12 protein-coding genes are annotated in these 12831 nt (G+C 31.7%); 11 read left to right on the top strand and 1 reads right to left on the bottom strand.

Translation table 11 applies throughout. The annotated features are described in order from the left end of the window. The first annotated feature begins 590 nt into the window (after positions 1–590). From BN2665_RS10560 to BN2665_RS10595, 8 genes are all read left to right on the top strand, one after another. Positions 591–2324: an ABC transporter substrate-binding protein gene (locus BN2665_RS10560; protein WP_055667065.1), complete on the top strand. Its 1734-nt coding sequence runs from the start codon at positions 591–593 to the stop codon at positions 2322–2324. A gap of 169 nt (positions 2325–2493) precedes the next feature. Next, positions 2494–3456, top strand: a complete 963-nt coding sequence (locus tag BN2665_RS10565; protein WP_055667066.1) for an ABC transporter permease — start codon at positions 2494–2496, stop codon at positions 3454–3456. Between the two features lie 12 nt (positions 3457–3468). Beyond that, entirely contained in the window at positions 3469–4386 is a 918-nt protein-coding gene (gene opp4C / locus BN2665_RS10570) for an oligopeptide ABC transporter permease (RefSeq protein WP_055667067.1), read from the top strand. Between the two features lie 15 nt (positions 4387–4401). Next, complete coding sequence (locus tag BN2665_RS10575; protein WP_055667068.1) at positions 4402–5379, top strand: ABC transporter ATP-binding protein; 978 nt, start codon at positions 4402–4404, stop codon at positions 5377–5379. Beyond that, the gene (locus BN2665_RS10580; RefSeq protein WP_055667069.1) at positions 5380–6348 is read left to right on the top strand and encodes an ABC transporter ATP-binding protein; all 969 of its coding nucleotides are present in this window, start codon (positions 5380–5382) and stop codon (positions 6346–6348) included. It begins immediately after the preceding gene. A gap of 113 nt (positions 6349–6461) precedes the next feature. Beyond that, positions 6462–6710 carry a hypothetical protein gene (locus BN2665_RS10585; RefSeq protein ID WP_055667070.1) on the top strand — a complete coding sequence of 83 codons (249 nt, stop codon included), beginning with the start codon at positions 6462–6464 and terminating at the stop codon, positions 6708–6710. Positions 6711–6857: 147 nt separating this feature from the next. Next, the gene (locus BN2665_RS10590) at positions 6858–8216 is read left to right on the top strand and encodes a glucose-6-phosphate isomerase (RefSeq protein WP_055667071.1); all 1359 of its coding nucleotides are present in this window, start codon (positions 6858–6860) and stop codon (positions 8214–8216) included. Position 8217: 1 nt separating this feature from the next. Further along, entirely contained in the window at positions 8218–8655 is a 438-nt protein-coding gene (locus BN2665_RS10595; protein ID WP_055667072.1) for a YaiI/YqxD family protein, read from the top strand. 169 nt (positions 8656–8824) lie between these two features. Here the strand turns inward: BN2665_RS10595 and BN2665_RS10600 are convergent, their stop codons facing one another. Then, complete coding sequence (locus BN2665_RS10600; protein WP_055667073.1) at positions 8825–9010, bottom strand: hypothetical protein; 186 nt, start codon at positions 9008–9010, stop codon at positions 8825–8827. A gap of 297 nt (positions 9011–9307) precedes the next feature. Here BN2665_RS10600 and BN2665_RS10605 point away from each other — a divergent pair, with 297 nt between their 5' ends. From BN2665_RS10605 to BN2665_RS10615, 3 genes are read left to right on the top strand one after another with little or no spacing between them, the layout of a single operon-like run. Further along, positions 9308–11326 carry a triple tyrosine motif-containing protein gene (locus BN2665_RS10605; protein WP_055667074.1) on the top strand — a complete coding sequence of 673 codons (2019 nt, stop codon included), beginning with the start codon at positions 9308–9310 and terminating at the stop codon, positions 11324–11326. Between the two features lie 60 nt (positions 11327–11386). Continuing rightward, positions 11387–12040 carry a lytic transglycosylase domain-containing protein gene (locus BN2665_RS10610; RefSeq protein WP_055667075.1) on the top strand — a complete coding sequence of 218 codons (654 nt, stop codon included), beginning with the start codon at positions 11387–11389 and terminating at the stop codon, positions 12038–12040. A 47-nt stretch (positions 12041–12087) separates the two neighbouring features. Next, entirely contained in the window at positions 12088–12804 is a 717-nt protein-coding gene (locus tag BN2665_RS10615) for a pseudouridine synthase (protein ID WP_055667076.1), read from the top strand. The last annotated feature ends 27 nt before the right edge of the window (positions 12805–12831 follow it).

Raw genomic sequence — 12831 nt, forward strand, 5'->3', positions numbered from 1 at the left:
AAGTTATTTTTATTTTTAAAATAGATTAAATAATCTTAAAAATGCAAGAAATTATACTAAACTATAAAAAAGTGCTTTTAAAAAATAATGTTTAACATTGCTTTACAACAAAAGAAATATATGATATAACACATTAATATACAATGAAGAAAGAGATAAGCTATGTTTTATATAAATAAAAATTCAAATGTTTAGTATAATTATTAAAAAATTAAATCTCTATTTGGATAAATGTGGTTTTTTAAGGAAATTGACACTGTAAGAATTTTGTGATAATATATGATTTATAAAAAAATTTAGAAGTTATTAAGAAAAATTAAAAATGATGTAGTTTTGTATTGATAAAATAATAATTTGATAATAAAAAAGGTGTTTACAAATTATTAAAAAATGGCATATAATATTAATAAATATATGTAAAAAAATTATGAAACTATATTTATCAGAATCTTTTATAAATTTATACTATTTTTCATATTGGGGAATATTGATGTAGTTAAATTCATTATATCTAAATCTTAATTGTGGGGAGCTTTAGATATAATGTTTAATCAAATATACAAAAAATAAAAAAAGAGGGGGAAAATAATATGCAAAGAAAAAAACTTCTAGCTTTTGCGGCTAGTGCAATGACATTAGCTGTTACATTAACAGCTTGCGGCAACAAACCATCAGCTCCAGTAGACAATCCTAATAAAGGAGAATTGTCTAATAAGTCTGCCGTAGAAAAAATTGAGGCTTCTTCGCCAGAAAAATTACCAGATACAGTTAAAAACAGAAAAGACACTATAATAATTGGTATTGATGAGCCTAAAGGGGTATTCAATCCATTTTATTATACTACTGCTTACGACAATTATGTGTTATCTTCAATTTTTGCTCCGTTATTCGCTTATAAGGAGGATGGAGATCTTGACCCTGTATTAGCAGAAAAATATGAAGTATCTCAAGATGGAAAGACTTACACTTATACTTTAAAGAAAGATTTAAAGTGGAGTGATGGAAAGCCAATAACCTCTAAGGATATAGAGTTTAGCTATAAGGTTATGGCGGATGCAAAATATACTGGTAGAGCAGATGTAGAATCTACTACATTAAAGGGTGTTAAGGAATATAGAGAGGGTACAGCTAATAATATATCTGGTATAAAGATAATAGATGAGAGAACTATATCCTTTACACTAGAGGACGTATTAGCTTCTGCTAAATACGATTTAAATTTAAAACCTATACCAGAACATTATTATGGACAAAACTATAAACAGGGAGAGGCTGATAAAGTTGAGGCTCTTCATAGAAAACCTATAATTTCTTCCGGTCCATATAAATTTAAAGAGTTTACACCAGGACAACAGGTAGTATTAGAAGCAAACGAGAGTTATGTTTTAGGAAAAGCTAAAATACCTAATTTAATATATAGAGTTACAAATAAAAACACAGCTTTACAATTGTTGGGAACCGGAGAGGTTGATATCAATGCGCTAACAGTTACTCCAGAAAATGTTCAACAAGTAAAGGATAAGGGTTTCTTAAGTGCACTTATATATCCAACCAATGGTTATGGATATATAGGCTTTAACTGTGCTAGTCCAAAGCTAAAAGATGAAAAAGTTCGTCAAGCTTTAGCTTATGGATTAGACAGAAAATCAATAGTTCAAAGAGTGTATAAAGGCTATGCGGATGTAATAAATATACCTCAATCAAAGGTTTCTTGGGCTTATACTGATGATGTTGAAAAATATGAATTCAACACAGAAAAAGCAAATAAATTATTGGACGAAGCTGGCTGGAAGAAAGGTGCAGATGGAATAAGAGAAAAGGATGGAGTTAAACTTAAATTAAACTTCTTGGCATCAACTCCAAATGAGGTTAATGATGCTATAATTCCAATAGCTCAACAAAACTATAAACAATTAGGAGTTGAATTTGTACCAGAGCAAATGGACTTCAACTCAGTAATGGACAAGACTAGAAAAGCTAAAGAAGAAAATAAACCTGAGCTATTTGATATGTATTTTGCAGCATGGGGACTAACTCCTGAACCAGATTCTACAACTATCTTTGGAACAGGTAAGGTAGACAACAGAGGAGTATACTCTAATAAAAAAGTAGATGAATTACTTGCAAAAGGCTTAAGAACTATAGACCCAACTGAGAGAAAGAAAGTATATCAAGATCTATATAAAGAGCTAAATAGAGATCTACCATATATATATGTATATAACAGAAGAGATATGTGGGTTGCAAACTCAAGAGTTAAAAACTACAAAGCTTCTTCATATAGAGAGTGGTACTCTGATATGCATAACTTTGAATTAAAATAATATATAGTTAGCTATATGTAGTTTATAATAGTTTTATTTGAATTCGGCAAGCGTGCATTTAAATAATTTAATATTGCTGTAATAATTTAAAATTACCGGCAAGGGCTTTTAATATATTAAAGGTCGCTTGCCGAATTCAAGTTCATAAATTATGGAATGGGGGATTTTAATGAAGCAATATATAGTTAGAAGACTTTTGCAAATGGTACCCGTTTTGATAGGAGTATCGATATTGCTATTTACTGTTTTTGCTATGGCTCCAGGAGATGCTATAGATAGCATGGGGCTTGAAAGAGTTTCAGCAGAGAGAAAAGCTGAATTAAGAAGAATGTATGGATTAGAAGGACCTATACACATAAGGTACATAAATTGGGTTAAAAAAGCCGTTCAATTTGATTTTGGAAATTCTATAAAACACGCTCAACCAGTTTCACAAGTTATAAATTCCTTTGTATGGAATTCCTTTATGTTATCTTTAACATCATTTATACTTAGTGTATTGATAGCGGTACCCATTGGAGTTATGTCGGCTACTAAGCAGTACTCCGGATTTGATAAATTTTTTACCGTATTTGCTCTTTTAGGAATTTCAGTACCTTCCTTTTTCTTTGGAATGGTATTAATTAAAATTTTTGCAGTAGATTTGAAATTATTTCCTGTATCAGGTATGATTACTTCAGGAGTTAAGTATACAGGCTTTGCACATGTGTTAGATGTTTTGAAGCATATGTTTTTACCTTTGATAGTATTGACATTAAGTAGTGTTGCATCATTAATGAGATATACAAGAACTAGTATGTTAGAGGTTATAAGACAGGACTATATAAGGACTGCTAGATCCAAGGGATTAAAAGAAAAGGTGGTTATATATAAACATGCCTTAAGAAATGGTCTTATACCTGTTATAACTATATTAGGGATGCACTTACCAGCCTTATTTGGAGGAGCTATAATCACAGAACAAATATTCGTATGGCCAGGTATAGGTAAAGTGGCTTTAGAGGCTATTCAGGCAAGAGATTATCCTCTGCTAATGGGATTTGAAATGCTCCTTGCGATTTTAACATTGCTTGGAAATTTAATAGCGGACATTACGTATTCATTTGTAGATCCAAGGATTAGGTTAAAATAGGAGGGTAAGAATATGGCGGAAGTTAAAGTCAACGTTCAACAGAATGATAAAAAGGAAAAGATAGAGACACCTCTTAAAATAATTTGGAAAAGATTAAAAAAGAATAAATTAGCTGTTGGTGGGTTAATTTTATTATTATCAATAATTTTAGTTTGTATAATAGGACCCTTTTTAACAGGGTATACCAATGCTGATATGGATTATGTAAATGCTAATATGCCGCCTTCAGCAAAGAACTTTTTAGGTACGGATTTGCTAGGAAGGGACGTACTAACTAGAGTATTATTAGCAGGCAGGATATCCATATTTGTAGGAGTTGCTGCAGTTTTAATACAGGTAATAGTAGGGACTACTCTAGGTGTAATGGCAGGATATTATGGTGGAATTGTAGATTCAATCATAATGAGAATAGTAGACGTATTTATGAGTATACCAAGTCTTCCTCTATTAATAATATTTGCAGCAGTGCTATCGGACATGAAATTTCCTCCACAATATAGAATATTTGTGGTTATGTTTGTAATAGGTTTGTTAAGCTGGCCAGGGCTCTGTCGTATGATAAGAGGGCAAGTATTGGCTTTACGGGAACAAGAATTTATGCAAGCAGCAGAAGCTCTGGGATTAACCGATAAAAGAAAGATGTTTAAACATCTTTTACCAAACACTGTCCCAATTATAATAGTATCTGCTACTCTAAGTCTAGGAGGAACAATACTTTCAGAATCTACTTTGAGCTTCTTAGGGCTAGGCGTTATGCCACCAACACCATCTTGGGGGAATATGATACAATCTGTTTATGATTTGTATAATATTCAATATAGGCCATGGTTATGGATGCCACCAGGAATACTTATATTCTTAACGGTTATGTCTATAAATTTATTTGGTGATGGATTGAGAGATGCAATAGATCCTAAGTTAAAGAAGTAAGAAGGAGGTACTGTTATGGCAAAGGACTTAGTTGAATTTAGAAATCTAAAGACTTACTTCTATACTGAAGATGGAATAGTTAAAGCAGTAAATGATGTAAGTTTTAAAATAAAAGAAGGACAAACAGTAGGGGTGGTTGGAGAATCAGGTTGCGGAAAATCTGTTACTTCAATGTCTCTTATGAGACTTATTCCAAATCCGCCAGGAAAAATAGTAGATGGAGATATTTTATTCGAAGGAAAAAGCGTAATATCTCTAACAGAAGATGAGATGAGAGAGATAAGAGGTAATAAGATATCTGTTATTTTTCAAGAGCCTATGACCTCATTAAACCCTGTATTTACTGTTGGAAGCCAAATATCTGAAGCGGTTATTCTTCATCAAAAGTTAAGTAAAGAGGAAGCAAGAAAAAAAGCTATAGAGATGCTTAAATTAGTGGGAATTCCGAGAGCGGAAGAAATAGTAGATGCTTTTCCCCATGAATTAAGTGGAGGTATGAGACAAAGAGTAATGATAGCTATGGCTCTTTCTTGTAATCCAAAACTCTTAATCGCAGATGAACCTACTACTGCTCTTGACGTTACAATACAAGCTCAAATACTAGATTTAATGAGAAATATTAAAGATAAATTAAATACATCTATAATGCTTATAACTCATGATTTAGGAGTTATAGCAGAGATGGCTGATTATGTGGTGGTTATGTATGCAGGGAAGGTTGTAGAAGAAGCTCCTGTAGAAGAATTATTTGAAAATCCTATGCATCCATATACCATAGGGTTATTAAAATCTAAACCTGGTATGAATACCAAAGATAAGAGATTGTATTCAATACCTGGTCAAGTACCCAATCCAATAGGTATGCCTGATAATTGTTACTTCTGTGAAAGATGCGAAAAATCTATAGAAATATGCAAAAAGAATATACCAGAGTTAAAAGAAATTAAGCCAGGACATAAAGTTGCATGTTGGCTTTATGAGGAGGGAAAATAGATGTCAGAAGCAATTTTAAAAGTAGAGAATCTTAAAAAGTACTTTCCCATAAAGGCAGGAGTATTACAGAAAACCGTTGGACATGTAAAGGCTGTGGATGATGTATCCTTCGAAATAAAGAAAGGTGAGACCTTAGGCTTGGTTGGCGAATCTGGTTGTGGTAAGAGTACCACAGGTAGAACTATACTTAGGCTATTAGAGAAAACTGAAGGAAAAGTAATATACAAAGGTAAAGATTTGCACACATTAAAAAAAGAAGAGCTTAGAAAGCTTAGACCTGAAATGCAAATCATATTTCAAGATCCCTATAGTTCTCTAAATCCTAGAATGACTATAGGAGAAATTATAGGTGAAGCCTTGCTTCAACATGGATTAGCTACTAAAGAGAACTATAGTGATAAGGTTATTGAAGTAATGAAGATATGTGGGCTTGCATCTTATCATATAAGAAGATATCCTCATGAATTTTCAGGAGGGCAAAGACAAAGAATTGGTATAGCTAGAGCACTTGTATTAAATCCTGAGTTTATAGTAGCTGATGAACCAGTTTCTGCTCTAGATGTTTCTATACAATCACAAATTATAAACTTGTTAATGGAATCACAGGAGAAGTTTGGTTTTTCATATTTGTTTATATCTCATGATTTAAGCGTTGTAAGACACATATCCCATAGAGTTGGAGTAATGTACTTAGGATCCCTTATAGAGTTAGCACCTAAGAATGAATTATATGATAATCCTTTGCATCCATACACTAAGGCGCTACTTTCAGCGGTTCCTTTACCAGACCCAAAATTAAAGAGGAATAGAATAATATTAAAAGGGGATATACCAAGTCCGGCAAATCCTCCTTCTGGATGTAAGTTCCATACTAGGTGTCCTTATGCTATGGAGATTTGTTCTAAAGATATACCTGTATATAAAAATGTAGGAAATGAACATTTTGTGGCTTGTCATTTAGTTAAGTGATTATAAAATGATAAGAAGCACCTGAATTAAAATATTCAGGTGCTTTTATAGTCATGTGTAATTTTATATGTTAAAATATTTATTATATTAAATCTTCTCTAGGAGGATAAAAAATGTTTTTTAATAAGAAAAATAATGATTTAGAAAATTTAAGATTTAGATATGATGATGAATTAGAGGATAAGGAAAAAATAGAACTTAAACACAATAAAAGTAAAAGTAGTAAAGAAAAAATTCCTTTTAAAGATATATTTGCTATGATAATCGCTCAGTATGCTATAATGATTCCGATTATGTTAGGGGCCTGTGTAGTATTTGGATTGCTTTTATTTATTATTGTAAAAGTATTGATGAGAGGATAAATTATATTACCCTACAAAATTGTAGATATATTTTTAGGTATATGACAAATTATATATAATACCTTGATTTATTAATTTACATAGAATAAAATTTCATTTAGTAGAAAAATTATAATAGTAGGAATATTAGTTAATGGAGGTATAGAAATGGAAAGAAAAATAACACTAGATTTAAGCAAGGTATCAGCTTATGTATCACAGCATGAAATAGAGTATATGCAGCCTATGGTTTCTGCTGCTCATGAAATGCTACATAGTAAAACTGGAGCCGGAAATGATTTTTTAGGATGGGTTAACCTGCCAGTTAATTATGATAAAGAGGAATTTGCTAGAATAGAAAAAGCAGCAGAAAAAATAAAAGCTGATTCTGATGCTCTGATAGTTATAGGCATTGGGGGTTCCTATTTAGGTGCTAGAGCAGCTATAGAGATGTTAAACCATAATTTCTACAATGTTTTATCTAAAGAAAGCAGAAAAACTCCAGCAGTATTCTATGTTGGAAATAATATAAGCTCAACCTATATGTCCGATTTATTAGAAGCTATAGAAGGCATGGACATTTCCGTAAATGTTATATCTAAATCAGGCACCACTACAGAGCCAGCTATAGCCTTTAGAATTTTTAAAGATTATATGGAAAAGAAATATGGGAAAGAGGGAGCTAAGGAAAGGATCTATGCTACTACAGATAAATCAAAGGGAGCTTTAAAATCCTTAGCAGATAGTGAAGGTTATGAAACCTTTGTGATTCCAGATGATGTTGGAGGCAGATTCTCAGTACTAACCGCGGTGGGCTTGCTTCCTATAGCTGTATCAGGAGTAAATATAGAAGAGATGATGCAGGGAGCAGCAGCAGCTAGAGAAAAGTTCATGATTTCAGAATTAGAAGATAATGATTGCTATAAATATGCTGTGGTTAGAAATGCTTTATATAGAAAGGGTAAAACTACAGAAATAATGGTTAATTATGAGCCTTGTTTACATTATTTTGGAGAATGGTGGAAGCAATTATATGGAGAAAGTGAAGGTAAAGATGGTAAAGGTATATTCCCAGCAGCAGTAGACTTTTCTACAGATCTTCACTCCATGGGACAATATATTCAAGAGGGAATGAGAAACATATTTGAAACAGTAATTAATGTTGATAAGGCAAGAAAAGAAATAGTACTGAAGGAAAGTGAAGAAAATGTAGATGGATTAAACTTCCTTGCAGGAAAAACCATGGATTTTGTTAATAAAAAAGCCTTTCAAGGAACTGTATTAGCTCATAATGATGGAATGGTTCCAAACATTATTTTAAATATACCAGAATTAACAGCTTATTACTTTGGTTATATGGTTTACTTCTTTGAAAAAGCTTGTGGAATTAGTGGTTACTTGTTAGGAGTAAATCCCTTTGATCAACCTGGAGTGGAAGCATATAAAAAGAATATGTTTGCACTACTTGGAAAACCAGGCTTTGAAAAGTTAAAAGCTGAATTAGAAAGCAAATTTAATAATCAATAGTATGAGAATATTAGTAGATGCAGATGCATGCCCTTCGCGTAATATAATTGAAGACTTATCTAAGGAATATGGCATTGAACTTCATATGTATTGTGACTTTAATCATGTTATTAGAAGTGATTATGGAGAAGTACATATAGTAGAAAGTGGATATCAAAGTGTGGATATGGTGCTTTTTAATAGTTGCAAGGAAAGCGATATTGTAGTAACCGGTGACTTTGGAGTAGCAGCTATGGTTTTGGGAAAAAAAGCCTATGCCATAAGTCCTAAAGGATATATTTTTAGCGATAATAATATTGATAAGTTATTATTTGAAAGACATATATCTCAGAAAGTAAGGAAGGGCGGAGGAAAAACCACCAATCCTAAAAAAAGAACTTTAGAAGATGATAATAGATTACAAGAAGGCTTGCTTAAATTAATAAAAAGATTATTATAAAAGGCCCTTTAGCCAAGGTGAGAGCTTTAAGCTTCTCATGTATAGATATACATCTTTAACTATTAACTTATACATGCTCAATAATGGGTTGAAGGCATCATTTTGGAACATGTATAAGTTTAGTTTCTATAATGTTTATCTATAAGCTTAAGGACCTTTAAATTTTTGATTAATCTCCCGGTTTATAACCTTTTATATGGGGCGCCTCTCTTGGAATTTCAGGAAATATAATTCCTTTATCAAGTTTTTCGATAAAGGGAAAACCATTAACACTTCCTACATATAAATCAGAAGCATTAGGATATAAAGGATCTGAGTTATTTTCAATATAATTTTCTAATTTAGTTTTCTTCATAGTGCCACCTCCTTTATTATTATTCTTTCCTTATTTACACATTTATATAAGGCATCTCCAAAAAAATAACTAGTCAGTCTACTCGTCTATTTTGCGTAATACTACGTCCACTATTAATGGAACCTGTGTCCTTGTCTTACGCAAAATATACGACCCATCTTTGACTAGTTATTTTTTTACGATGCCTAATCCTACTTCATGAATATATAGAAAATTTAAAATACTCTTGTTGGAATGAAGGCGGATATAGTATAATAAAGATTAAAGGAATTATTTTACAGAGGAGAGAAGATAAACATGAACGAAGTGCTGATAAAGTTTAGCTTAGAAAGTCCTCAAGAAAAAAAAGAAGAAATACAAATTTCAATAGTAAATGAAATAAATGAAAAGTTGCTTTATAAATTCATAGTAGGATTGGACGGGGTATGGACTACTTTAAAAGATTTTACTGAAGAAACTAAGGTGTTATGGGAACCAGAAAAAGACGGGAAATACATAATAATGGTACAAGCTAAAACTGAAAATAGTTCTAGAGCTTTTGACTATATTTCTAGAGCAGACTATATAATAGGAAGTATTGAAGAGAAGCTTATAGCTTTTATTAATATAAGTAAAAATAAAATTACTTTGGGGGATAAATTTAAGGTTTCTGTAGAAACGACTAAAATTCCATTAATGTTTAAATATTGGATAAAGGGCAAGGACGGATGGGAACTAATAAGGGACTATTCTCCTGAAAACACTGTTAACCTCACAGCTAATGAGATAGGAGCTCAGGAAATTCTAGTAGAGGTTAAAAACTTGGAGTCACAAAATAATTTTGATGATTTTGGTACTATTAAATTTAATGTAAATGAGTTTAAGCAGTTAGAAATTATAAATTTTAAGTGCTTATCCAATGAACTTTTGATAGAAGAAGAATTGATCTTCCAAGTAGAGTCTAAACATGAAGACAGCAGAATGGTATTATATAAGTTTGTAAAAATTGACAGTAAGGGAATTACACGGTGTATACAGGATTATTCCACTAAGCGATTGGTGGGATATGTAGAAAAAGTACCCGGTGAATATAAATTGCTTTGTTTAGCTAAGGATATGTATTCAAATAAGCCTTTTGATGATAGAGCTGTCATAATATATAAGGTAGAACCCTATAGACCTATAATAATTAAAAGTTTCACTTCAGATTTAAGCTCTCCTCAGGTAATTGGAAGAACTGTAGCTTTAAAGGTTATTACAGAAGGCGGAAGAAGACTTTTATATAGATATAAAATTGAAGGGAATTTTGGAGAGGATTCTGGTTACATTAGGAACAGTACTTATAATTGGAAGACAAAGCACTCAGGCAGTTATAGAATTTCTGCTCTGGTAAAGGATGAAAGTTATGAAGGAGAGTACGAGGTTATAAGCTCTATAGATTATGTGGTGGATGAGGAAAATTATATCCCAGTAAGAATAAAAGAAATACATTTAAATAAGCATAAAAACTATGTAAAAAATGAGCCAATAACTGTAACTGTAGAATCTGAAGGGGGATTAAGCCTAAAATATTGTTTTATAGTTTTGAAAAATGGAGCTGAGGTAGAAAGAATTGAATATGGTGATTGTAACTGGGTGAACTTCACTCCAGAGGAAGCTGGGGAATATGATTTTGAAGTTAGAGTTAAAGATAAGCTCTCTTCAAAGGAATATGATGTTCATTCGATTTTGCATTTTAAGGTAAGAGAGTATGTTCCCGCCACCATAGATTATGTGCTTTTGAATTCAAAAGAATATTATATGGTAGGCGATGACATTGGTTTAGAAATTGTTTCTAATAATACCCAAAACACATTGATAAAATATATACTCCATATTAATGGACATTTAGCGGAGGAAACAGAGTTTATAGCTAATAAGAAGTATATGTTCAATCCAAAATGTAGCGGTAAATATTCATTGCAGCTTCTAGCAAAAAGTAAGGATTCCAAGGAAGAGTACGATGATAAAAAAGAGTTAAAGGTATATGTCCATGAATCTTTTCCAGTAACTAATACAAAAATAAAATGCGATAAAGCGAGTATTACTATAAATAAACCTGTAACTTTTACGATAAATAGTGAAGGGGGAAAAGATGTATGCTATGAAATATATTTGATGGAGCAAGGAGAATGGAGAAGAGTACAGGTCTATAGCAAGAAAAATTATTATTCTTTTATTCCTTTTATGAAAGGATATTATAAGTTATTAGCATTAACTAAAAGCAGCTATAAAAAATGTGAATATGAAGATTATGCAATATTTGAATTTGATATTGAAGAAAAAGATATACATTGACAAGAGTCTTTATAAAATCTTAAAATGTATATGTACTTTAAATTTTTAGGTGGTGAGCTAATGAAAATAGAAAAGCCGGAGCAATTGCTTCAGGTGCAATTGATGAGTCAAATATTAAAGAAAACTATGGGAAATTCGCCAGCTTTTGATTTGGTTATGGAAAGTATTTTTAAGGCTATGACAGAGGAAAATAGTAATATAAACCTTATGGGACTAGAAGCGGATTTAAATAAACTAGGCTATGGAAAAGGTGAACCTTTAACTAACAATATAAAAAGCTATATACAGGAAGATATAAGCATAAATAATACCACTATAGAGCAAGCTATCGAAAGAGCATCTAATAAATATGGTGTAGATAAAAATTTAATTAAAGCTCTTATAAAACAAGAATCTGATTTCAATCCTAATGCTAAGTCTTGGGCAGGAGCTATGGGAATCATGCAATTGATGCCTGAGAATGTTGAAGAAGCAGGAATTAGTAATCCTTATGATATTAATCAAAACATAGATGCCGGAACTAGAGAATTAAAGGGATATTTAATGAGGTACAAAAACTCAAAGGAGCTGGCTTTAGCAGCTTACAATGCTGGACCAGGCACCTTACAAAAAAGGGGTGTAACTACTAAAGAGGATATAGATAGGCTTCCTTTTGAGACGAGAAATCATGTGAAAAAAGTTATGGAATATTATCAGAGATACAGTTCTAAATAGGACTGTATTTTTATTCTAAATATTAAAAACGTAATGGAGTGATAATTTTGGAAAGACTAGACAAAGTATTATCTAATTTAGGATATGGAAGTAGAAAAGAGATAAAAGCCATTGTAAAGCAAGGCATAGTTAAAATTGATGGTAATATTATAAAGGATAGTGCTATTCAGATAGATCCTGAGAAAGTTAATATTGAAATTAACGGAGAAGAGGTTTTTTATAGAAAGTACATATATTTAATGATGAATAAGCCTCAGGGGGTAATATCTGCTACCTATGATAATTATGATACTACGGTGGTGGACTTAATAGGGCCTGAATATGCTGTATTTAATCCTTTTCCTGTAGGTAGACTAGATAAAGATACAGTAGGATTGCTTTTACTCACTAACGATGGAGAGTTAAACCATAGGCTGATCTCTCCTAAATGGCATGTATATAAAGTTTATTATGCTGAAATAGATAGCCCTGTGAATGCGAGAGATATAGAAGTTTTTGAAGAGGGAGTAGTGCTAGATGATGGGTATAAATGCATGTCTGCTCATTTGAATATTTTAGAATCTAACGAATCTGGCTCCAAAATTGAATTAACCATACAAGAAGGAAAATTTCATCAGGTTAAAAGAATGTTTAATAGCGTAGGAAAGACAGTAACGTTTTTAAAGCGAATAAAATTTGGGCCGTTGGATTTGGACGCAGAACTAGAAGAGGGAGAAATAAGAGAATTGTCGAAAGATGAAATAGATATGTTGAAAGAAATTTAAAAATAATTAAAATATAGATTAAGTTAA

The sequence above is a fragment of the Desnuesiella massiliensis genome, assembly GCF_001403615.1.
Classification (GTDB): Bacteria; Bacillota; Clostridia; order Clostridiales; family Clostridiaceae; genus Desnuesiella; species Desnuesiella massiliensis.

Coding starts and splice junctions, on each gene's coding strand:
- BN2665_RS10560 (WP_055667065.1), top strand. CDS start 591: ATGCAAAGAAAAAAACTTCTAGCTTTTGCGGCTAGTGCAATGACATTA.
- BN2665_RS10565 (WP_055667066.1), top strand. CDS start 2,494: ATGAAGCAATATATAGTTAGAAGACTTTTGCAAATGGTACCCGTTTTG.
- opp4C (WP_055667067.1), top strand. CDS start 3,469: ATGGCGGAAGTTAAAGTCAACGTTCAACAGAATGATAAAAAGGAAAAG.
- BN2665_RS10575 (WP_055667068.1), top strand. CDS start 4,402: ATGGCAAAGGACTTAGTTGAATTTAGAAATCTAAAGACTTACTTCTAT.
- BN2665_RS10580 (WP_055667069.1), top strand. CDS start 5,380: ATGTCAGAAGCAATTTTAAAAGTAGAGAATCTTAAAAAGTACTTTCCC.
- BN2665_RS10585 (WP_055667070.1), top strand. CDS start 6,462: ATGTTTTTTAATAAGAAAAATAATGATTTAGAAAATTTAAGATTTAGA.
- BN2665_RS10590 (WP_055667071.1), top strand. CDS start 6,858: ATGGAAAGAAAAATAACACTAGATTTAAGCAAGGTATCAGCTTATGTA.
- BN2665_RS10595 (WP_055667072.1), top strand. CDS start 8,218: ATGAGAATATTAGTAGATGCAGATGCATGCCCTTCGCGTAATATAATT.
- BN2665_RS10600 (WP_055667073.1), bottom strand. CDS start 9,010: ATGAAGAAAACTAAATTAGAAAATTATATTGAAAATAACTCAGATCCT.
- BN2665_RS10605 (WP_055667074.1), top strand. CDS start 9,308: ATGAACGAAGTGCTGATAAAGTTTAGCTTAGAAAGTCCTCAAGAAAAA.
- BN2665_RS10610 (WP_055667075.1), top strand. CDS start 11,387: ATGAAAATAGAAAAGCCGGAGCAATTGCTTCAGGTGCAATTGATGAGT.